The 23,093-nt window shown below is 60.1% G+C and carries 18 protein-coding genes; 16 read left to right on the forward strand and 2 right to left on the reverse strand.

What is annotated here, in order from left to right:
• The first annotated feature begins 88 nt into the window (after positions 1-88).
• The 9 genes from ACN0SD_RS13915 to ACN0SD_RS13955 all read left to right on the forward strand — a co-directional run bounded on the left by ACN0SD_RS13915 (position 89) and on the right by ACN0SD_RS13955 (position 9,868).
• Positions 89-583 (forward strand): spore coat U domain-containing protein, encoded by a 495-nt coding sequence (locus tag ACN0SD_RS13915; RefSeq protein ID WP_417808836.1) that lies wholly within the window; start codon positions 89-91, stop codon positions 581-583.
• 72 nt (positions 584-655) lie between these two features.
• Positions 656-1,093, forward strand: a complete 438-nt coding sequence (locus ACN0SD_RS13920; RefSeq protein WP_417808837.1) for a molecular chaperone — start codon at positions 656-658, stop codon at positions 1,091-1,093.
• 69 nt (positions 1,094-1,162) lie between these two features.
• Positions 1,163-3,571, forward strand: a complete 2,409-nt coding sequence (locus ACN0SD_RS13925; RefSeq protein WP_417808838.1) for a fimbria/pilus outer membrane usher protein — start codon at positions 1,163-1,165, stop codon at positions 3,569-3,571.
• A complete protein-coding gene (locus ACN0SD_RS13930) occupies positions 3,568-4,545 on the forward strand; it encodes a spore coat U domain-containing protein (RefSeq protein WP_417808839.1) in 978 nt (325 codons plus the stop codon). The genes ACN0SD_RS13925 and ACN0SD_RS13930 overlap by 4 nt, the downstream gene beginning before the upstream one ends.
• Before the next feature lie 134 nt (positions 4,546-4,679).
• A complete protein-coding gene (locus tag ACN0SD_RS13935; protein WP_417808840.1) occupies positions 4,680-6,581 on the forward strand; it encodes an HWE histidine kinase domain-containing protein in 1,902 nt (633 codons plus the stop codon).
• A 4-nt stretch (positions 6,582-6,585) separates the two neighbouring features.
• A complete protein-coding gene (locus ACN0SD_RS13940; protein WP_417808841.1) occupies positions 6,586-6,993 on the forward strand; it encodes a hypothetical protein in 408 nt (135 codons plus the stop codon).
• A 151-nt stretch (positions 6,994-7,144) separates the two neighbouring features.
• On the forward strand, positions 7,145-7,663 hold the full coding sequence (locus tag ACN0SD_RS13945; protein ID WP_417808842.1) for a hypothetical protein: 519 nt from the start codon (positions 7,145-7,147) through the stop codon (positions 7,661-7,663).
• A gap of 89 nt (positions 7,664-7,752) precedes the next feature.
• On the forward strand, positions 7,753-8,169 hold the full coding sequence (locus ACN0SD_RS13950; RefSeq protein WP_417808843.1) for a universal stress protein: 417 nt from the start codon (positions 7,753-7,755) through the stop codon (positions 8,167-8,169).
• A 58-nt stretch (positions 8,170-8,227) separates the two neighbouring features.
• Entirely contained in the window at positions 8,228-9,868 is a 1,641-nt protein-coding gene (locus tag ACN0SD_RS13955; RefSeq protein ID WP_417808844.1) for a BCCT family transporter, read from the forward strand.
• Between the two features lie 75 nt (positions 9,869-9,943).
• Here the strand turns inward: ACN0SD_RS13955 and ACN0SD_RS13960 are convergent, their stop codons facing one another.
• Positions 9,944-10,465 (reverse strand): hypothetical protein, encoded by a 522-nt coding sequence (locus tag ACN0SD_RS13960; RefSeq protein WP_417808845.1) that lies wholly within the window; start codon positions 10,463-10,465, stop codon positions 9,944-9,946.
• Complete coding sequence (locus ACN0SD_RS13965; protein ID WP_417808846.1) at positions 10,452-11,180, reverse strand: response regulator transcription factor; 729 nt, start codon at positions 11,178-11,180, stop codon at positions 10,452-10,454. The genes ACN0SD_RS13960 and ACN0SD_RS13965 overlap by 14 nt, the downstream gene beginning before the upstream one ends.
• A gap of 692 nt (positions 11,181-11,872) precedes the next feature.
• Between ACN0SD_RS13965 and ACN0SD_RS13970 the strand changes: the two genes are divergently transcribed.
• The 7 genes from ACN0SD_RS13970 to feoB all read left to right on the forward strand — a co-directional run bounded on the left by ACN0SD_RS13970 (position 11,873) and on the right by feoB (position 22,968).
• The gene (locus tag ACN0SD_RS13970) at positions 11,873-13,333 is read left to right on the forward strand and encodes a hypothetical protein (RefSeq protein ID WP_417808847.1); all 1,461 of its coding nucleotides are present in this window, start codon (positions 11,873-11,875) and stop codon (positions 13,331-13,333) included.
• 180 nt (positions 13,334-13,513) lie between these two features.
• The gene (locus ACN0SD_RS13975; RefSeq protein WP_417808848.1) at positions 13,514-15,655 is read left to right on the forward strand and encodes a hypothetical protein; all 2,142 of its coding nucleotides are present in this window, start codon (positions 13,514-13,516) and stop codon (positions 15,653-15,655) included.
• Between the two features lie 275 nt (positions 15,656-15,930).
• Positions 15,931-17,754 (forward strand): type I secretion system permease/ATPase, encoded by a 1,824-nt coding sequence (locus ACN0SD_RS13980; RefSeq protein ID WP_417808908.1) that lies wholly within the window; start codon positions 15,931-15,933, stop codon positions 17,752-17,754.
• Complete coding sequence (locus ACN0SD_RS13985; RefSeq protein ID WP_417808849.1) at positions 17,751-19,091, forward strand: HlyD family type I secretion periplasmic adaptor subunit; 1,341 nt, start codon at positions 17,751-17,753, stop codon at positions 19,089-19,091. The genes ACN0SD_RS13980 and ACN0SD_RS13985 overlap by 4 nt, the downstream gene beginning before the upstream one ends.
• A 76-nt stretch (positions 19,092-19,167) precedes the next feature.
• Positions 19,168-20,601: a hypothetical protein gene (locus ACN0SD_RS13990; protein WP_417808850.1), complete on the forward strand. Its 1,434-nt coding sequence runs from the start codon at positions 19,168-19,170 to the stop codon at positions 20,599-20,601.
• 151 nt (positions 20,602-20,752) lie between these two features.
• Positions 20,753-21,070 (forward strand): FeoA family protein, encoded by a 318-nt coding sequence (locus tag ACN0SD_RS13995; RefSeq protein WP_417808851.1) that lies wholly within the window; start codon positions 20,753-20,755, stop codon positions 21,068-21,070.
• A complete protein-coding gene (gene feoB / locus ACN0SD_RS14000) occupies positions 21,067-22,968 on the forward strand; it encodes a ferrous iron transporter B (protein ID WP_417808852.1) in 1,902 nt (633 codons plus the stop codon). Before ACN0SD_RS13995 ends, feoB begins: the two co-directional genes overlap by 4 nt.
• Positions 22,969-23,093: the final 125 nt, after the last annotated feature.

The raw sequence follows: 23,093 nt of genomic DNA on the forward strand, positions 1-23,093 counted from the left end.
ATCACTCATATCACCGCTCCCTTTTGCAGAGCCGTGAATCAGAACTGAGTGTCGAAATCAATGCATCCTGACCCTAGGAGACACACCAATGCGTTTCACACCTATCAAGCTCTCGCTCCTCGCCATTGCCGCCGGGATCTGCGCCTCCCCGACGCTTGCAGCTGAACAAGCAACCACCACCCTTGGCGTTTCGGCCACGGTGGTTGACACCTGCGTGTTTACCTCGGCACTGCCGCTGGCCTTCGCCACGATCGACACCTCGAAAGACACAACTGAAACCACCGTCGGGTCCGTCGTAATCGCGTGCACGTCCAGCCATACGGGCGTGTCGGTCACGCTTGACGGCGGCAATAATGCCAGCGGCGGCGTGCGCGAGATGATCTCGACCGCAAGCGATACGGTGCCCTACAAAGTCTATACGCAAGCCAATCACACCGGAGAGATCGCAATCGGCGGTGACGCTTGGTCGGGCGATCTAAGCGCGGCCGTCGCACAAACGATCTCGGTCTACGGCACGGTGCCCAAGGGCAATTACCAAACCGGAATCTATGCCGACACGATCACCGTAACGATGAATTACTAAGGCGAGTGGCCCGCCTCGGCGGGCCACCCCTAAAGACTGAACAAAAATAAACGACCCCAACGAGGTAGAGCTATGACCCAGATTCAAAAACCGTCGGTGCTGCGCGCACTTGCCCTCGCCTTGCCACTGCTGGCAGTTGCGCCAAGCGTGCAAGCGGGCAGCGTTTCGGTATCGCCGACACGCCTTGACGGAATCCATTCCAATCAGACCATGCTGACCGTCAAGGCCGGCGGGCGCGATGCATCTCTGGTGCAGTTGCGCGTTGTGAAATGGAAAAAGGGAACCGACCCTAATCGCTATTCCGCAACGCGTGATGTCGTGGTCTCGCCGCCAATGGCCAAGCTTGGCCCGCGTCAGGAACTGACGGTGCGTATCATGCGCACCAGCAAGAAAAAGCCGCGCGGGCAGGAATGCTATCGCGTGCTGATCGACCGTCTGCCCGGCCCCGAGCAGCGCGGCCAAACCGTGAAACTGCAAGTGCGCCAATCGGTTCCGCTGTGCTTTTCGTAAGCGCCACAACCCGGTGACGGCTTTCGCGGGCGGTTCTGTCCCGCGCGAGCCCCACGAAAGGGGCGAAGCATGACCAATCACCCAATTCTTTCGATCGCGTTAAGTGTATTGATGGCGTCGGGCGTAGCTGCGTTCGCACAAACAACCCGCACCGAGCTACAAGCCAACGCCAATATTCAGGCGAACGGCGTCGAAAGCATGCCACTGTATCTGGCGGTGACGGTGAACGGGCGCGACGCCGCGCTGATTGCGCAGTTCAATGCCGGGTTGGAGGGCGAGAATATGTCCTCCCCCCGATCCGAGCTAAAGCAGGTTGGCATCGCAGTTCCTGCGGGCTTGGGCGATGAGGTATCTCTCAGCGCGCTGCCCGGTGTGAGCTATCGCTATGACGCCTCTGAGCAGCGGGTGTATATGTCGGCCTCAAACCGCGCGCTGCTACCCGATGTGATTTCGGCTGCGCGCGCGCCCGACTATGAGGCGCCTGAGAAAAGCTGGGGCGCGGTTTTAAATTACGCCCTGACGCTGGATCATATCAGCGTGGCCAATGGCGCGGGCAGTTCGACGGTCGCGGGCGCATTTGACGGCTGGATCTTTTCGCCCTTTGGCACGCTGCGCTCGACCGGCAGCTATTCCCGCCCGATCCTGACCCAGACCGGCACCACGCCCGGCGGCCGTTTCGTGCGCGAGGAAACCACGTGGCAATATCACGCGCCAAGCAGGGCGGTGACCATGAGCGTTGGCGATTTCACCACCCGCGGCCCGAATTGGATGCGTCCGATCCGCATGGGCGGCGTGCAGCTTCGCCGCGATTTTTCACTGCGTTCTGATCTGGTGACCGATCAGCGGCTGTCCTTTGCGGGGGCGGCGGCAGTGCCGTCCTCGGTCGATGTGTTTATCGAAAACAATCGTGTCTATAGCGGCTCTCTCAATAGCGGACCGTTCCGGCTTGAGGATATTCCCGTCAATACCGGCTCGGGGGACGCCGAAATCGTGGTGACGGGCGATGACGGGCGCACCAAGCGCAAGAAAGTGTCGTTCTTTTCCTCGGCCAACCTGATCAAAAAGGGCATGGCCGATTGGAGCCTGTCTGCCGGACATGCGCGTCAAGCCTATGGGCTTGATAACGCCGCCTATGACGCCAGCACAATCCTGTCGGCCAGTCTGCGCTACGGGCTGAGCCATGCGATCACCGTTGAGGGTTACGCCACCACGACGCAGGATTTTCAGATGATCGGAGCCGGATTCACGGCGGTCCCGCTAGCGCTAGGCGAGGTGTCGCTTGCCGGTGCGCGTAGCCGGTATAACGGGCATTCGGGCAATTTCTGGCAGATCGGTGTGTCCACGCAAATCGGCCCGGTGGATATTGACGCGCGCAGTTCGCGCTCGGATGCGGGGTATGCGGATTTGGCCTATGTGACAGGCGTTGCGTATCTGGGCGCAAGCGCGCTGGTGAGTTCGGCCTCGTTGCTGGAAACGGCGCGCGCGCAGGACGTGATCAGCGTTTCGATCCCAGTTACAGCACAGGCCAATCGCGTCGGGCTGTCTTATGTGCGCTCCAAGCGCAGCAATTCCCATGATCGGCTGGTATCGGCCAGCTACGCGATGCCTTTAGCAGGTGGTCGCGGCGCGCTGAGCGTGTCTGGCTCACATGATTTCACCGATGATGACACGCGTATTTCGATGGGGCTGTCGCTGAAACTGGGCAAGCGCAGCTATGTGCGCACCGCCGCCTATACCAGTTCCAGCGGGCGCCAGACCCGCGATGTCACATGGTCCCGCCCGGTGCGCGACGAGATCGGCGATTTCGGATATCTCGCGCAGGCAGGCCAGCAATCAGGCCAGACCGCGCTGCGCGCCAAGGCGCAATATCGCGGACGTCTGGGGTTGATTTCGGGCGAGGTGCAAAAAACCGAAAGCCAGACCTATCTGCGCGGAGAATTGGACGGATCTCTGGTCATGGCGGGCGGGCATCTTGCGGCAGGAAATCTGGTGAATGACAGCTTCGCCGTCGTCGATACAGGAGTGCCAAATATGCCGATTATGTTGCAAAACCGTGCGGTTGCGAAAACCGGACGCAACGGGCGCGCGCTGATTGCGGGGCTCAATTCCTACCACCGCAACCGCATATCAGTGGATGTCGCTGATTTCCCCGATGGCAGCTCGCCCGGCCTCAGCGCAAGCGATGTGATCCCGGCGCGGCTATCAGGGCGCTATGTCGATTTTCGCGGCTCGCAAGGGGCAGGCGTGATCGCGGTGCTGCGCGATGGCAGCGGCGCGGTCTTGCCCGCCGGAACGCTGGTGCGTGTCGCGGGCGGCGTCGATACCTATGTCGGCTATGACGGTCAGACTTGGCTTGAAAACGCGAGCGCCACTAACAGCTTGCGCGCCGAGTTGGACAGAGGAACCTGCAAGGCAAAATTCGCCTTCCACGCCAGCGGCGATGTGCAAGATGTGATTGATCCGGTGGTGTGCCAATGAGCATGCGGAGCAAATACGCCACGCGCCTTGTCGCGCTGGTCGCCCCGCTGATGCTGGCGCTGACGATGAGTGCTGGGTCGGCCAGCGCGGCAACATGCGACGCAGTGATGAGCGATGTTGATTTCGGCTCGGTTTCGCTGCGCGCCGGGGCGGTCAATCAAAGCTCGGGTTCGCTTAAGATCAGCTGCCGTGGACTGGTCAATGTGCTCACCGTCTGCGTCACGTTTGGCCCCGGATCGGGCGGCGCAGGCGGCGGGAATACCCCGCGCTACATGACGGGCAGTTCGAGCGACCGCCTGTCCTATCAGCTTTCGGCAAGTGCCACCAATCTGACCGGCGCGCCGCTTAATACTGTCACCGTTCCCGTGGCAATCTTGCTGAACGGGGCAGTGTTGGGCATTGGCTCTGGCGATGCGACGGTGCCGATTTATGCCCGTCTGCTCAGCACGGGTAGCGCCACCCCTACCGGTCACTACGAGTCGCAATTTTCCGGCGCGGGGAATTTCTCGATCAGCTATGGCACAGGAAGCTGCACAGGCGCGCTAAGTCAAACTGCCGCTGGCGGCGATTTCAACGTGTCTGCGGATGTCACTGCAAGCTGCGAACTGTCGGTCAGCCCGATGGATTTTGGCCAGTTGAGTTCGGCAATCAACAGCAATGTGGATGCGACGGCGTCGGTCGATGTAAGCTGTTCGCAAAACACGCCGTACTCGATCACAATGGACATGGGCACAGGCTCTGGCGTGTCAGATCCCGGCCATCGAAAGATGCGCAATACGATTTATTCGCTGGATTACGGGCTGTATCGAGACAGCGCCCGCAGCCAGCCTTGGGGGCAAACGCCCGCGCAATCCGCCAGTGGAACAGGCAGCGGCAGCAATCAGCATTTTCCCGTTTACGGCCGCTTGCATGCAGGGCAAACCGGGCATCTGGGCACCTATAGCGATTCCGTTATCGTGACCGTAAATTACTAGTCATAGGTCTGCAATTGCCCCGCGATCGAATTTATGCTCACACATATGTCGTATGACACTGGGAAAGCCGTAAGTTTCAGGTCATAGAACTGGCCTAAGATGGCCCAACCAGCTTGCTGCGGCGTATTGAGTACATGAAGAACGATCTAACCTCCGAGAATGGGCCAAGTCTGTCGCCCATAACTGACACGCGGCGCCTGCGCGCGCTCCATCAGACCGGGCTGTTGGACGCTCCGGCTGAGGAGGCGTTTGATCGTGCTACCCGGCTGGCGACGCGCATCGTAGGCACGCCGGTTGCGCTAGTGTCGCTGGTGGATGAAACGCGCCAGTTCCTGCTGTCGCAAACCGGGGTTGATCCGGCCCGTCTGGGTAGTCGGGAAACGCCGCTCAGCCATTCATTCTGTCGCCATGTCGTGGAAAACGACGACACGTTTCGGGTTGCAGATGCGCGCCAAGACCTGCGGGTGGCCAACAATGGCGCGGTCAAAGATATGGACGTGATCGCCTATCTCGGGGTGCCGCTGCGCTCGGTTGAGGGGGATGTGCTGGGTTCGTTTTGCGTGATCGGGCACGAGCCGCGCGTCTGGAGCGATGAGGATCACGAGACCCTTCTTGATCTTGCCGCCGGGGTCGAAGCTGAAATCAGGCTGCGCCGTCAGACCAACCTCGCGCAGCACGAACATGACGTGTTTCGCGCAATCCTTGATCAAATGCCGGTCGGGGTCGCTTTGGCCGAGGCGGGAACCGGGCGTCTAGTCGATATAAATAGCACTGCGCGCTCTTTTATGGGTCTGGGAAGCGATGAAACCGGCGACCTAAATCGCCCCGATATGCATGCATTTGACAGCGCGGGTCGGCTTTATAGCCATGACGCACTGCCGCTGAACCGCGCGGCCTTGCACAATGAGGTGATCACCGCCGAAGAAGTCACAATCAGACAACCCGGTCGCAGGCCGCATGAGTTGCTGATTTCCGCGCGCCGGATCGAGAGTGACCCGCCGCTGGCGGTTGCCACGCTGCTCAACGTCACCGAACGCAAACGCGCTGAACGCGAGGCGCATGAAAGCACCGCGCGGCTGGCGCATTTCCACGAGGTGACACGCGACGGGATTCTTGAACTCGATGCCACGGATTGCGTGCGCTATTTCAACAGCGTGCTGCGCGAGAGGGTGCATGGTGCCTTTGGAGCGCAACTGGCGGATGCGTTGATGGGCGCCAATTTCTGGCAGGCCTTCCCGCATTTCAAAGGCACTGATATCGAAACCGCGTTTCGAAGTGCGCGCGCGACCTCGCGGCCCCAAACGGCTGATTTTATGGGCTATGACGACCGCATCCTTGAAGCGCGGTTGTTTCCCGAAAATGGCACGCTGCTAATCTATCTGCGCGATGTCACCGATGAGCGCACGCTTGCGCAGGCCCGTGAGATGCTGGCGCGCGAGATGAACCACCGCGTCAAGAACCTGTTTGCAATGATGTCGGGTTTGATCGGGATGACGGCGCGCCATGCCGCCTCGCCCGATGCGATGGCCAAGGGATTGCGCGCGCGCATCAACGCCTTGGCGCGCGCTCATGATCTGGTTAGCCCGACCGCCACGCTAGAAACCGGCTTTCGCGGCGAGGTCGATTTCGCCGAACTGATCCACGCCATTCTGGCACCCTACTCCAATGCGCAAGATCCGCGCCTTGTGCTGACGGGGCCTGCGGTGGTGCTCAATCAGGCGGGGGCGACGAATTTCGCGCTGGTGTTGCATGAGCTTGCGACCAATGCGGTGAAATACGGCGCGCTTGCGCATGAGGGCGCCAAGCTAGACCTGAGTTGGCAGATCGAGGCGGGGGATGAGGGTGCGGTGCTGGCCTTTGACTGGCGCGAAACCGGCTGTCCGACGCGCGATGAACCGCCACAGCCTACTGGCTTTGGCAATCGCCTGATCGACATGACCATTCACGGCCAGTTGCGCGGGGAATATGGAACCGAATGGCCCTCTGATGGGTTCCTTGCACATATCCGCGTGCCAATGGAATTGATTAAGGGGTAACCCAATGTATATTGAGCCCAAGAATTGCTGGCTTCAAGGCTGCAAAGTCCTTGTGGCCGAAGACGAGATGTTGATCGCCTATGACATCGCCTACTCTATCGAAGAAGCGGGCGGCACGGTAGTTGGTCCTGTCGCGACGCTGGCCAATGCGCGCCGACTGTGCGCAAGCGATCAGGTTGATGCGGCGGTGCTGGATATGAACTTGCTGGACGGCAATTCCGAGGCGCTGGTGGGTGAGCTGAGCGCGCGCCATATTCCAGTGATCGTGAACACCGCCGAACGGCTTCCGCTGGCGTTCCAGTCCACCCTGCCCGAGGTGATGGTCTTTGCCAAACCGACCCTGCCCGATGCGTTGGCCGAAGCCTTGGGTCGGCAGTTGCATCCTGAATTTGATATTGAAAACCGCGCGTGAACTTGCGCTTAAGATGCGCTGAGCCCTCACATTTCGTCCGCTTCCCCTGACGTAAACGTGACGGGAGTGTGACATTCAGCCCTCTTGCCGGATCACGGGTTTGGTCGTGGTACTCCCTTGATATCTTGATTGCGTCAAAGGTAGGTGACGCATGACTGGGCGAAACACGAATGCTCGAATCGAGACCCCGCGCCGCACAGCGCCGTTTCACTCGATGAACGGGCGGATTGCCGCGCTTGGTTTTATCGTCTTTGGATTTGAGATTGAGCATGGCGGGGCATCGCAGGCCCGCACCACCGGGATCAAGGCCGCCGACGCTGCCCACGTGGATGCAAACGCGGCAGGGGTGACCACGCAGCTCCCCGCCGATGCAATCTTTTATGCCGCTTGCCCCCATATGTTTGCGGGCGGTCAGGACCGGGTCGCGGCGGCGCAGAACAGATTTGGCGTGCATCAGGAACATATCGATCCGGCCAGTCCTCGGGACAGCGCCCAAACCGCTCTGGATGTGCAACAATCCACCGCGCAAGTCATGCGCTATCCTGGCGAAATGGGCCTCAATCTTGGCCTGATGGAGCCCAAAATGGCAACGCCCCCAGATCGCATTCATGTGCTTAGCGCGCTGGAACTGGTGCGCTATCACCTAACCACCAGCCCACGCCCCAGCTAAAAAATCTAGCTTTTGGTTGGACCTAACCGATTTAGTGCCCTAGTCTTTTCCCCATCAGCGAACTGTGAAAACACAGCCATGGGGGAAAGATGTTTAACGAGATCATGGTGCCAGTGGACCTGCGCCACGTGGCCAAATTGACCAAAGCGCTTACGATTGCGGCTGATATTGCGCGCAAATACGGCGCGCAGATCACCTATGTCGGCGTGACTGGAAACGAGCCTAGCGCAGTTGCCCACACCCCCGAGGAATATTCTGAAAAGCTTGCGCAATTTGCAGCCTCCGAGGCGGCGATGCACGGGCTAACGGCGCGGGGCCATACGATTGTCGCCCATGATCCGGCGGTCGATCTCAACCACAAACTGGCCGATGCTGTGCAGGAATTGCACGCCGATCTGGTGATCATGGCGACCCATCTGCCCAATGTGGCCGATTACGTCTGGGCCTCGCATGGCGGTCATCTGGCCACGCATTCCAAAGCCTCGGTATTTCTGGTGCGCGCCTAAGCTGCGCCCCCGATCCGTCAACAATAACGAAAAACTGCAATAACAAGGAGGACGCCGCATGGCCGAAGCCGACGAAAGTCAGGGCATCCCCGCCCCCGAGGGCGACACCCAACTTATCGACACCGATTACGAGATCGGTCAGGACAACGTCGAGGGCTCGCTTGGGCCGATCGGCTTTGACATTCACAACCCGGTTTTCATGGTCTCCGCGCTAGCGGTCATGGCCTTTGTGTTTTACGCGCTAGCCTTGCCCCAACAGGCGGGCGAAATCTTTGGCGCATTGCGTCCCTGGCTGACTTCGACCTTTGACTGGTTCTTCCTGACCTCGGCCGATTTCTTTGTGCTGTTCTGCCTGTTCCTGATCGTCAGCCCTTGGGGCAAGGTCCGGCTGGGCGGCAAGGATGCGACCGCCGATTATTCCTATATCGGTTGGTTTGCTATGCTGTTTGCCGCTGGCATGGGCATTGGCCTGATGTTCTTTGGCGTGCTGGAGCCGGTCTATCACATGGCGATCTCAAGCCCGCTGGGCACGCCTTCGCCATTCGATGCCGATGGCAATATCATTGCGGCCAATGTGGACCGCGCCAAGGCGATGGGGCTAGCCGCGACAATCTATCACTGGGGTCTGCACCCCTGGGCGATCTATGCGGTTGTGGCGCTCGCGCTGGGGCTGTTTTCGTATAACAAGGGTCTACCGCTGACGATCCGCTCGGCCTTTTATCCGATTTTTGGTGAACGGATTTGGGGTTGGACCGGCCATGTCATCGACATTCTGGCGGTGTTTGCAACGCTGTTCGGCTTGGCGACCAGTCTGGGCTTTGGCGCGCAACAGGCCAATGCGGGGCTGAATCACGTCTTTGGCGTGCCCATCAACATCACAGTGCAGGTAATCCTGATCACCGTGATCACCGGGATTGCGCTGTTTTCAGTGCTGCGCGGACTTGATGGCGGGGTCAAACTGCTGTCCGAGATCAACATGGGCATCGCGACGCTGCTGTTGCTGTTCGTGCTGTTTGCAGGGCCGACCCTGGCGATCATGGGAGACTTCGGCAAAGGTCTGCTGGCCTACGCGCAAGAGATCATTCCGCTGTCAAACCCGATCGGGCGCACCGATGACAGCTACCGCGATGGCTGGACCGCGTTCTACTGGGCGTGGTGGATCAGCTGGTCACCCTTCGTGGGCATGTTCATCGCGCGGGTATCGCGCGGGCGCACCGTGCGGGAATTCATCACCTGCGTGCTGATCATCCCCTCGCTGGTCTGCGTGTTGTGGATGGCCGTATTTGGCGGCGTGGCGATTGACCAAGTGCTGTCTGACCCGGCAACCTCGGCGGTCAAGGCGCAGGTGATCGACAGCTACAATCCGCCGCTGTCGCTGTTTGCGATGCTCGAAGGTCTGCCGCTGTCGTCAATCACCTCGGTGATCGCGATTGTGCTGGTGATCGTGTTCTTCGTGACCTCGTCCGATAGCGGATCGCTGGTGATCGACACGATCACGGCGGGCGGCAAGGTCGACGCACCGGTGCCCCAGCGCGTGTTCTGGGCGACATTTGAAGGCGCAGTGGCGATTGTGCTGCTGGTCGGCGGTGGCCTAAGCGCGCTGCAAGCGATGGTGATTTCCACCGGCCTGCCCTTTACGGTGGTGCTGCTTGTGATGTGTTGGGCGATCATCAAGGGGCTGCGCGCCGAGCCGCGCTAGGCACCGCCCCCGGAAAACAAACGAAAGCGGCGGGTTCATAGCCCGCCGCTTTCGCGTTATCACGATGGGGCGCCGTTACACGGGCATCCCGTATTGCGCCACAATCGCCCAGATCTCGGTATTGAGCGCCCCCAGTTCGACGAGCGCTGCGTTCAGATCGTCCAGCGAGGCGCGATCGAGCACAGCCTCTTCACCGATGCGCAAGCTGGTCTTGCGATCCGCGATACGCATTTGGATCGTGCGCACCGGGCCGCCGCTTGCATCAAAGGCATATAGGCAATGGTTGTAATGATTGCGCAGGCCAGAGACTTTCTTCATCCGGCCTGCGACTTTGAGAATTCGAGCGCGCGCCTCGGGTGGAACCGGACAAGCGCTGCGCTTGGCCAGACGCTCCACCAGATCAAGACGCGCCCGAGTCGTGTTCAGCGTGAGGTGCAAGATCACCGCCGTCTCTTTATCGGTCTGCGCAAGTCCTGCGATCAGGTGAATCAACAAACTCTCGGTATTTGTCCAAGCGTAGTTGATCCGCCCGATCTGCATCAGGAATGTATCAAACTCTGGCGGCGGTGCGCCCGGCGGACCCTCAGGCGCCGCCATTGCGATGAAACCAAATCGCCGCCTCGGTGCGATTCGAGACGCCCAATTTGCCAATAATACGGTGGATATGCAGCTTCACCGTATGCTCGGACAGATTGAGTTGATTGGCGATGATCTTGTTGGCCTGCCCCGATGCGAGCATTCCCAAGACCTCAGTTTCGCGCGGCGTCAGACCGGTGACCGGACGTTCGCCATTGAGCGACGTAATCCCCGGGCCGGCGTCAAAACCGTTCATCCCCGGCAAATGCGGGTTGGACGGGCGACAGCGCGCCAGAGCCGGCGGGATATAATGCCCCCCAGACACCACCATCCGCAGGATCAAAAGCCAAGTCGTCAGATTGACGTTCATCGGCAGCACGCTGATCTGTTTATTGATGATTTGCACGCCGTGGCGTTCCATCAGCGCACGACCAAACTCTTCGTCCTCATAAGCGATGACGAATTTCACCCGCGAGAATAGCGAGTTTGGTTCCTGCGCCAAAGCGATCAACGCCTCGGCATAGGTTTCATCCGCAACAAGCGTGCAAAGATGGCCCACACCATCAAAGCGCCCGTCCGGATTCATTTCGTCCCGCACGGCGTCGATATCAGAGAGCCGCAGGCTTTTAGCCGGCGAAATCTCTGCGTCGACTGTACGCAGAACGGTTTCCGAAAATTGCTGTCCCGATCCTACAAAGCAGATAGCAGCATCGTCACGACGGCACGAAGGACTCATACGCGAGCCCACGAGTTCACTCTTACGCAACGCATTCATGGTGGCCCCTTTCCCCAACCAAGAACTATTGACGTCTATGTCAATCGCAGAGCCCACACGCTCTACGGACTACACCATAACACAAAGGCATGTGGCCTACGTCATACAATAGGTTTACCTAGGGGTAAGGAATTCCAGAAAAAATTCGTAACCCGTTCAAAATCCCGCACTTTTCTCTGATTCTCTGCGTTTTCGACGATGCAGAATGGCAGGGTTTGCGGGTCAGATTTCAGCACCCACAATCCATAGTATGCGTGTCAAAAACGATGCTGCGGCGCAAAAAAAATGCAGCAATTGCGAAAAGAGACAAAAAACACGCAAATATCACAAAAAAGTGTGAATTTTGTGCAAGTTTTTCAGGCAATTGGCCTCTGAAACACCCCTGTTGACCCAATTGTTAACTATGTCAGGGCCCCCTGCTGGCACAGGATATTGGTATCGCAGCTGGGGGCTGTGATCCTTTCTGTTTCTCGACCGCTGTCACATGCGGATCGAACGCAAAGCATCTGTTTTGCGCAGCGATAGAGGCTTGCCTGATGGCAAGGCAGGATGGTTGGGGGAAACCCCGAATCAAACCCCCGTAACTGGTTCGGTAGACCCGTTTGAAAAATGAATGACGGATGCCGGACCCTGTTCAACAGGGAGTTAGACAGATGAGTGGACGTAGACATAACAACTGGGCCGATCCTAACAGCGACCAGTCGCAGGATCAGTCGCAAGACCAAATTGAGCTGCAAGGTCAGGGCCAAGCGCAAGCTGAGCTGCAAGGTCAGATGCAGGATCAAAACTCCACCACCACCAATGTCTCGGATTCCGGGTCAACCTCGGATTCGGGTTCGGGTGCTGGTAGCTTGGCCGGGGCTGGTAGCCTTGCTGGTGCGGGTGCCCTTGCCGGTGCAGGTGCTGGAAGCCATTCGGATTCGGGCAGCACGTCTGGCTCCGACGCTAATGCCAACAGCTCAAGTGCAAACTTGAATGCCAACGGGAACCTCAATGGCAATCTCAACGGCAACCTGAACCACAACTCGAACACCTCGGCGACCAATGTCGATGTGCAGGTTGGCATGAACATGGAAGGCTATGTGCCGACCGATGACGACTTTGCCGATTTCGACCTGAAGGACTCGTATGTCAGTGATACGATGATCGCCAAAGGTGACATCAACTACGATCCCGGCAATGAGTTGAACATGTCCGACATTCTTGATGGTGCCCTGACGGGTGCAGGCAATGATGTTGGCATGGTCTTCGGTCAGTCCAACAACCTCGTGGATAATGACTCGCTTACAGACGCCAAAGTGAGCAATGACGGCACGTTCACCGCGAACGGCACGATCTCGGGCAACTCTGCGACCTCCGATGAGGGGATCAAGGCCGAGGGCGGCGAAGGTGGTAACGGGTCCGATGGCGTCTCTGCCGATGGCGGCGGAGCACTGGCAACGGGCAGCATCGCGCTGGCAACCGGCGGCGTGAGTCTGTCCAAGTCTGATGCAGACGGTGACGGTGGCGACGGCGGCGACGGTGGCGACGGCGGCGCAGGCTTCGGTCTGGGTCTTGGACTCGGCATTGGGGCTGCGGGCGCAGAGGCGACCGATGGCAGCGCCACTTCGGCAGCCAATGACGCAGGTGGTGGCGGTGGTCATCATGGTCATCACGGCGGGGTCGCACCGGGCGACTTCTCCTCGGCGGTTGATGGCGGCGCGATGGCGGGCGCAATCGGCATGGGCGCAGGCCTTGGTGCTGGTATGGGCACCGGGGGCAACGGCGCTGATGGCGGCAACGGTGGCTACGGCTATGGCGCTTCGGGCTCGACGGCAGATGCCACGGGTGGCATGGCGACGGCCACGGGCGGTCTTGCGACCGCTGGGGCTGGCGGCACAGCGATGGGCGGCAATGGCGGCAACGCTGGCGCTCTGGGAAGCTGGGGATCGGGCAATGGTGACGATGGTATCGTGACCGGCCAGTCTTACGCCGATGCCAGCGGTGTTATCGACACCGCAGCGTTCAACCAGTCGATCGTGATGGGTGCGAATATCCTCGGCAATAGCGTGGATACCACCGTGGTCGGCGGGTCGATGACCTCGACCTATATCGGCGACGACGACGCAAGCTGATAGCAAAACGGCGGCGCGCCCGGGCAACCGGGCGCGCCTGCGTCCCACATTCCGATCGCATCCTGTCCGCGATCGTTAGATAGGGACACCAAGGGGGGGGACAGGGTCAATTGCGGTGCAGGAAGCAACGACGGGCAAGCCCCGGATTTGCATCCCGCCCTGAAACAAGGGACCTGAACAATGTTGGACCGTCAGACAGAGATCATCGCCCATTTTATCGGTGCGTTTCAGCTGACAACCGAGCAGCTAACGTCTCGCCATCATTATGATATGTTTCGCGCGCAACAACTGGTTCAGCAGGAACCTGGCCCGTTGCTCAACGTCAAAGTTCATGTGACGTCTGACTATGCGCTTCAGGATTTCACGCCGGGATTGCGACTGGTGATGCTGCCGCCCCTGCCGCCCGAAGCACCTTGGCTGCCGCATTCAGATTTCCTGCGCCTGCCCCAGATCGGGATGCCCGAACTGGGTTGGGGCGAGGAACAAGCCGCGCCCGCTTTCTCGCTGGAATTCTATCAACCGCCCAATTTCTCCGTCACACTCGCGCCGCCCTCCTCAGTGGCGACAGTGACTTTTCAGGCCAACCATCTGGTCGATGACGATCTGCTGATCAACGTCCCGTTCACCTTGCCTGAGCAATATGTCCAAGACTTCTCGCCCGAGGCGATCGCGGCGAAAATGGCGGTGCTGATCGACACTGCCGAGACTTTGGGCGCGCCAAGCGCAGATGCGCAATGGCTTTCGGTGAGTGCCCAAGCCAGCGTCTTGCGGGACACGTTGGACACGCTGGATGGCACAAGCGCCCCTGCGGGGGCCGAGGTTGCGGTGTTTCACAACACGCCTTGGGAATTTGTGACAAGCGACGCGGCAAGCGTGGGTGAAACGGCTGAGCCGCAAGACGCCCCTGCCCCGACAGCCTTTAACGGTGGCGTCGTGATGAATGGGCAGATCGTAAGTGAGGCACCCGACACGCTGAGCGCGCGTCTTGAGGCGCGCTATCCCGACACAAGCGAGGACGAAGCCCTGCCGGGCCAGGTTCAGGTCGAAGATGGCGCCGCGGGCACTGTCAGCAGCGGCACCATGACCAGCGGAGAAATTTCCGCCACGATCAGCCTAAGCACTGGCGACAATCTGGCCCTGAACCAGACGCAGATCGCGCATGATTGGATCGACGCACCGGTGATCGCGGTGGCGGGCATGGCGCAATCGCTGAGCCTGATTTCGCAAATCAACGTGCTGCGCGATCACGACACGGTTGACGGCGGCGCGATGGCGCACGGGACTGGGTTTGATCCGGCCTCGCAGATCGTCAATCTCGCCACGCAAGAGACGCTTTCCAATCCCGCAAACTTCATCGCGCCCACTTTGACGGGTGGCGCAACAATGGTCGGGATGGTGTGCATCCAAGGCGATCTGGTGATCGACAACACCACGTTCCAGATCAACCAGATTAGCGATTCCGATGTCGTCAGCTACGAGTTCGGCACCCATCAAGCCGAGTTCTCACTGGGGGACAACGCGGCGACCAATCTGGATCTGCTGCTGGAAATCGGCGCGCGCTTTGATGTGATCATGGTGGGCGGCGACATGATCCAACTGGCCGCGATCCAGCAGATCAACGTGCTGCTCGATGATGACCTTTACCTTGGCGACGGCACCGGTGGTGGGCTCTATTCTGGCCATGACAACCTACTTTGGAACGAAGCCAACATCACCCATATCGGCACCGATAGCGTGCAAGACATGTCGGACGCATTTCAATCGGCGCTGGGTGATCTCGGCGAGATGTCGGGATCAAACGACGGCTCGGGCACCCCAAGCGGCGCCGAGTTTTCTGCCGTTTCCGGGCTGTTTGCCGACCCACTTTTGGCCGGGCTTGATACGCTGCGGGTGTTGTGGATCGAGGGCGATTTGCTGATCCGCGACACGCTGACCCAGATCAATCTGCTCACCGATAGCGACGTAATTTCAGTTGCGCTTCCGGGCGAAGACATGGGCGCAGATATTTCGTCGGGGGGCAATATTCTAGCCAATGTCGCAGGGCTGAGCGTGGCGGGCGTGGACAGCACGATCATGGCAGGCGAAGGCAGCTATTCCGACGCGGTCCTGTATCAGGCCGGCATGTTCGAGGGGGATCAGCCCCCGTTCGATCTGGCGGGAACCTTTAGCGCACCGCAGGGCGATCTCGCCTCCGAAGCGGTGGTGTTTTTAACTAATGATTTCGACGACGGACCGGGCAGCGGGTTCGACGAAGGCGCGGGCTTCATCCCGGATACGATGAACTCGGGTTCACTTGATGCGCTGCACAGTGTTTTGGCCTGACCGTGGGGGTCACCGACACGCGCTAAATCTACACCAAACTCGAAGGGGAGAGTGACGTGAGCAAGACTGGGGATGCTACCGGTGGGGGACCGGATCGCAAAAACGGGGATAGTAAGACCGCAGCAGGCGAGCGCCTCGTGCTAGACGCAGCGATGCGCACCGAGCGGTTTAGATCCTGCAGAACCAACGGCAGGGTCAAATCTGCCAAAGTAACCGGGCTAACTACGGCGTCAGAAATGGCGTCTGCCCGGGAGGAGGGTGGTGTGGAAAGCCCTATGGGGGTGAAAAACGTCCCCGCGAAAGACGCCTCCGGCTCCCCACCCGCACCACCCTCCGCCAAATTCCACAAGCGCGTCGCACCGCTGGATTACACGCGCACGCTAACGCAGATGAAACACAAGCTGCGCGCCAATATGGCCTTTGTCGTGTTGATGACCTGTGCCACCAATATCTTGATCCTCGCCGTGCCGATCTATCTGTTCCAGATCTCGGACCGGGTGTTTACGTCGCGCTCGATTGACACGCTGGTGATGCTGACGATCGTCATTTTGGGCGCGATCATGGTGCAGACGATACTGGACGCGTTGCGCCGGCTGGTGCTGATGCGTTCAGCGGTCGATGTCGCAGCCCGGTTGGGCGCGCCAGTCCTGTCCGCAGCCGCGCAAGCCTCGCTGCATTCCAACGGGCGCGAATATCAGGTGCTGGGCGATCTGGGCGCGCTGCGCAGCTTTCTGGTCTCGGGCACGTTGTTATCCTTTCTGGATGTGCCTTTCGCGCCGATCTTTATGCTTGTGGTGTTTCTGATCCATCCGCATTTGGGAATGATCGTGGTGGGCACGGCGGCACTGCTCGCGGTGTTCGCCTGGGTGAACCAAAAGATCACTACCGACGGGTTTCGCCGCGCCAACATGGCGCAAACCCGCGCCAACCTGCATCTGGAATCGATGTCGCGCAACAGCCAGATCATCAACGCAATGGCGATGATCCCCGAGGCGGTGGCGATTTGGGGGCGTGACACGGCCCAGTCGCTCAAGGCGCAGATCGAGGCGCAGGACCGCAACGTTTATACCGCCTCGCTGTCGCGGATGTTTCGTCTGTTCACCCAGATTGCAATGCTGGGTTGGGGGGCGTGGCTGTCGCTGGACGGGCAGATCACCGGCGGCATGGTGATTGCGGCCTCGATTGTGGCGGGGCGTGCGCTGGCACCGATTGAGGGCGCGATTGAGGGCTGGAACAGCTTTCTTCTGGCGCGCGGAGCCTATGACCGGGTGTCGCAACTGCTCGCCTCGGCGAAAAGTCGCAATGACAAGCTGCGCCTGCCCAAGCCGCTGGGTCGGCTGGATGTCGAGCGGCTGCTATATGTTCCCCAAGGCACCAAACATGTCGTGCTGAATGCGCTGACGTTTTCGCTGGCGCCGGGCGATCAATTGGCGGTCATCGGCAATTCCGGCGCGGGCAAAACCACGTTAGGCAAAATGCTGGTGGGGTCGATCCTGCCGACCTCGGGGGCGGTGCGGCTGGATCTGATGGATCTGCGCAACTGGGATCCGCGCCAACTCGGCGAAATCTTGGGCTATCTGCCTCAGGACGTGCAGCTGTTCCCCGGCACGATCAAAGCGAATATTGCGCGGATGCGTGAAGATGCCAGCGACGAGGAGATTCACCGCGCCGCCGATCTGGCTGATGTGCATGACATGATTGCCAGCCTGCCGCAGGGCTATGAAACCGTGGTGTCCAGCGATGGCGCGCCGCTGTCGGGCGGGCAGAAACAGCGCATCGGGCTGGCGCGCGCGTTCTTTGGCGATCCGAAATTCGTCGTGCTGGATGAGCCGAACTCGAACCTTGATACGCTGGGTGACGCTGCCCTCGTGCGTGCGTTGGGCCATGCGAAACGCTCGGGCATCACGACGATTGTGGTGACGCAAAAGCCCTCGCTGCTGAGTGCGGTCGACAAGATCATGCTGCTCTCGGATGGCAATATCGCGCTGTTTGGATGGCGCGATCAGGTCTTGGCGGAACTCGAGCGGCGCAAACGCCCGCAGCAGCCCCAAGTCGCGCCGCAAGCGCGTGCGCCCGAACTACAAGGAGCACCGGCATGAGTGATCGTCAGGACGTATCCGATAGCGATGGCTGGTTTGCCGAGGTGCCGCGCTCGATCCGGAGCATGGTGATTATCGGGATGGCCGTGTTTGTTGCAGCCTTTGGCGGGTTTGGCGTCTGGGCGTTCAGCGCGCCGCTGGCGGCGGCCATCATGGCACCCGGCTCGTTCGTGGCAACCGGGCGCAACAAGATGATCCAGCACCTTGAGGGCGGGATCATCAAGGAAATCCACATCTCCGAAGGCGATTTCGTCACCAAGGGGCAACCGCTGATGCGACTCGATGAAACCTCGGCGCTGGCAAACGAGCGCGCGCTGTTTTTGCGCCGCGCCCGGCTTGAGGCGATGGAGGCCCGCATCACCGCCGAATATGACGGCTGGCGGGAATTGCGCCTGCCCGATTGGCTGCTAGAGGCGCGCGCTGATCCCGAAGTCGCTGCGATGCTGGATGCGCAACAGCTTTCGTTCAACGTCACCAAAGCCAAGGTGGAAAGTGAGTTGGACTTGCTGTCGCGCAATATCGCCGCGATGGAAAGCCGCATGCGGGGCTACAAGGCCCAGCTGGAGGCGACGCAGGCCCAGCGTGAGATGTTGGCCGAAGATCACGGCAGCAAAAAGCAACTGTTTGAACAAGGGCTGATCCGGCGCACCGAGTTCAACGCGATCCGGCGCGCGCTGGCGGATGCGGACGGGCAGATCGGGCGGCTCGCCGCAGAAGTGTCCGAAAGCGAGGAAATGCGCGCGAAATATGAGGCGCAGACCACGCAGACGATTGAAACGCACCGTCAGGCGGCACTGGATGAGTTGGAAACCGTGCAGGCCGAACTGGATGGCGTGCGCGAACAGGAACGCAAGGCCAGTTCGATCCTGAAACGCGTGGTGATCGAAAGCCCCGTGTCAGGCACCGTCGTGGCGCTGAACTATACGGGCGCGGGCGGTGTGGTCGAGGCGGGCAAGGTGATTGCCGAAATCCTGCCCTCTGAAGCTCCGCTGATTATCGAAACGATGATCGCGCGCACCGATATTGACGCGGTCAAGATTGGCCAGATGGCTTCGGTGCGCCTCACCGCGCTGAACCAACGCACGACGCCGATCCTGAAAGGCGAGGTCTATTACATCTCGGCGGATGCGATTGTCGAGCGGTCGGGCAATACCCCGCGCGAGGTTTATCTAGCGCGCATCCGCCTGCCGCAATCTGAATTGCGCCGGGTGCCGGGGTTTGCACCTATGCCGGGGATGCCGGTTTTGGTGATGATCGAGACCGCCTCGCGCACATTTGCGCAATATATCGCCAAACCTGTGTCGGATTCGATGCAGCGCGCCTTTCGCGAACATTAAAGCGGACCGCAGGGTTTGACGCCGGATGCAACGCGGGGCCATATGAGTGGGCCCGCGTTCTATTCTAGGTTGTCCAATGTTGCACCGCTCCCTCTTGTCACTCGCCTTTGTCGCCAGCTTGATGCCTGTGGGTGCGAACGCGTTTGAAATCGGGGTGAGCTATGACACCCTGAACGATCCGCGCACCCCGATCGAGGGTTTGGCGCGGATCTATTTCGGCCGCGATTTTGGGCATGGAATCAGCTTTGGCCAGGCGATCTATGCGGGGGCTAAGGGCGATGGCGGGGGCGCGTTTTTCTGGGGAATCGAGGGGGTCAAGCGGTTTGCGTTGACCGACCGGCTTTCGCTTAACACCTCGCTGTTTTTGGGCGGTGGTGGCGGCGCGGCGGTCGTCGTCGGTGACGGGTTCATGACCCGCGCGGGCGTTGGGCTCGGCTATGCGCTCAGTGATCGCGTCGATGCCGAACTGGGCGCGAGTTATATCAACATCTCAGGCGCTGATATCGAAAACACGGCGTTCAATGCCGGGCTGACTTGGCATATCGGGGCGCATGAGGACCAGCGTGCGCTGACCGGATCACCGCTGTCGATGCCGCTACGGTCGGTCACGATCCGCGGCGCGTATATGGATATGGGCGGCAGTCGTGATCGCACAGGCGCTGCGCAGGCGAACTTGAAACTGGCGGGCGCTGAGGCGAGCTTCCTGCTGGGCGGGCGCAACGAGTTGGTGCTGTCTGCTGATGGCGCGGCGAGTGGCGGCGAAGGTTATATGCAAATCTCTGGCGGGCTGCGCCATCGTATTGCGCTGGGCAATCGCGCCTCGGTTTATGGCCAAGCCGCGCTTGGCTTTGGCGGCGGCGGGCTGGTTGATACCGGGGGCGGCGTGTTGCTGGATGCAGGTCTTGGCGTCAGTGTGGCCGTGCTGCCTTGGGCCGATCTGGACCTGTCCGTTGGCAAAACCATTGCGCCCGATGGCGATATGGATGCCACGGTTGCGCGGGTCGGTCTAACGCGGGTGTTCCGCCGCAGCGTCGACGCTGGGCCGGTGAGTGCTGCGCGGCAACGCTGGGCCTATACGCTCGGGATTTCGACGCAAGACCCCAATGCGGCGTTCCGCAAGCCGGGCGCAACGGCGACAGGCAATCCGGTGATGCAGGATAGCTCGGTCGATCTGTTCCTCAACGACAATCTGTATGTCACCGGCAATGCGCAGACCGCATTGGGCGGCGATGTTGCGGGCTATGCTATCGGAATGCTGGGCCTTGGCTGGCACCAGCCGCTCACGGATCGCTGGGCGATTTCGCTTGAAGGGCGCATAGGTGCGGCGGGCGGCGGCGGTGTTGATGTATCAGGCGGCGTGATCGGATCGGTGGCGGTTGAGGCCGATTATGCGCTCAATGATACGATGAGCCTGTCGGTCGGTCTGGGCAAGATCAAGGCACTGAAAGGTGGCGGTATGGCCCCCACTACGTTGACCGCAGGTCTCAAGTTCCCATTCACAACCCATTGAGCGGAAAACCCGTTCAGGCCGAATTTGCGTTAAAAAACAGCGGCCGATCTATTCCTGACAAAAATAATCGCCATTTTTTTGTGAAAAATACCAGAGTTGAATTGTCAGAGATCAAATCGCACGCTATTTCCTGATGATAAGGATCAGGATAGTGAGTCGTATCCGCCATGGAGTTGATCGCATGATGGCCAGCCCTGAGAAAATCGAAGCCGCTGTTTCCGCCCTGCCCCTTGGCGCTTGTCGCCGGGGTTTTCGCGGCACGCTGGTCTCTGTCTCGCCCGTGGCGACTCAAGGCGGGTTTGATCCCGAAGAACTGGAACGCCGCTTGCTTGAACTCGGCTTTATCGAGGGCGCTTCGGTTCATATCCTGCACGAAGGTCCGTTTGGACGCGACCCGATTGCGGTGCGCGTGAATGACACCACGGTCGCGCTGCGTCGCCATGAAGCTATGGCCATCCTCGCAGAATGAGTTCGGCGCCCGCCATATCCCAGCCCGCCAGCCAGACAGATCCCGACGCGCTACGCCTTGAGGTGGCCCTCGTAGGTGCCCCCAACTGCGGCAAGACGGCCCTGTTCAATGCGATGACAGGTGCGACCCAAAAGGTCGGCAACTATTCCGGCGTCACGGTTGAGCGCAAGGTCGGCATTGCCACGACCCCGGCCGGGCGGCGGTTCTCGCTGATCGATCTACCCGGCACACATAGCTTGCGCGCACGTTCACCCGATGAGGAAGTGACGCGCGACGTCTTGCTCGGCCAGCGCAAGGGCGAGCGTGTGCCCGATATGATCCTCGCGGTGGCGGATTCCACGAACCTGCGCGGCGCGCTGCGTCTTGTGGGCGAGTTGAAACAGGTCGGCCTGCCGATTGTTCTGATCCTGAATATGATCGACATTGCGCGCCATCGCGGCTTGCAGATTGATCATGAGGCGCTGTCGGATGAATTAGGTATTCCCGTTGTCACCGCGACCGCTGTGCGCCGTGGTGGGCTGGATGCGCTGTGGTCCTGCGTCGACCCGATGCTGGATGCGGGCGTCGAACCTGCCAAGCCAAGCACATGGCAAGCGCCCAGTTCGCATGATCTGCGCGTGGCAATGCGAGAGGCAGAGCGCCTTGTGAACGCCCATGTGATCCGCCCGCCCGAACCCGATACCGTGTCGGCCAAGATCGACCGTGTGGTGCTAAACCCGATTGCCGGGCCGGTAATCTTGCTGGCGATCCTGTTCACGATGTTTCAGGCGGTGTTTAGCTGGGCGACTCCGTTTATGGATGCCATTGACGCGACCTTTACCGGGCTGGGCGTGCTGGTCAGTGACCTGCTGCCCGACGGGTTGATCCAAAGCTTTCTGGTGGACGGGGTGATTGCGGGTATCGGCTCGATCATCATTTTCCTGCCCCAGATCCTGTTCACCTTTTTCTTCATCTTGCTGCTTGAAGATTTCGGCTATATGGCGCGCGCGGCGTTCCTGATGGACCGGATCATGGGCAAGGCGGGGCTAAACGGGCGCGCCTTTATTCCACTGCTATCCAGCTTTGCCTGCGCGATCCCCGGGATCATGGCCGCACGCGTGATCGACAACAAACGCGACCGCCTGACGACGATTTTGGTCGCGCCGCTGATGACGTGCTCGGCGCGCATCCCGGTTTATACGCTTATCATCGCCGCTTTCATCCCCGACACCAAGGTCGCAGAGCTTAGCCTGCAGGGTCTCGTGATGTTCGGCCTCTATGCGGCTGGAGTGCTCAGCGTGTTGGTCGTGGCCTTTGTCGCGCGCTTCCTGTTCTCACGCGAGGAACGCAACGCGCCGCTGATGCTGGATCTGCCCGATTACAAACTGCCCCGGCCCCGCAACATCTTTCTCGGCCTTTACCAACGCGCCAAGGTATTCTTGCGCCGCGCAGGCACGGTGATTTTCTGGGCGATGGTAATCATCTGGGTGCTCTCGACCTTCCCGATGGCGCCAGAGGGCGCAACGGGCCCAGCGATCAACTATTCCTTTGCCGCGATGATAGGCAAGTTCATCGCCCCTGCCCTCGCGCCGCTGGGCTTTAACTGGCAGATCGCGGTGGCGCTGGTGCCGGGCATGGCCGCGCGCGAGGTCGCAGTGGCGGGTCTGGCAACCGTTTACGCGGTGTCTGGCGAAGGCGGGTTGATCCATACGCTGGCAAGCCAATGGAGCCTTGCAACCGCGCTATCGCTGCTGGCGTGGTATATCTTTGCACCGCAATGCATCTCCACGCTGGCGGTGATCCGGCGCGAGACGGGCTCGGCGAAATGGATGTGGGTCGCGCTGATCTATATGTTCGCGCTGGCCTATGTCGCCTCACTTCTGACCTATCAGATCGCCGTCGCACTGGGCGCGGGTTAGGCGTTATCTGGGCGCGCAACGCTTTGATCGCGCGCGCCGCAACATTTCTCAAGGGATGGTGAGGGCATAGGCCCAATTGGCGTCTTGAGTTTTCGGGTGTGATCAACAAGATGCCGCGATCAGTT

Source organism: Thioclava sp., from assembly GCF_048263065.1.
GTDB lineage: Bacteria > Pseudomonadota > Alphaproteobacteria > Rhodobacterales > Rhodobacteraceae > Thioclava.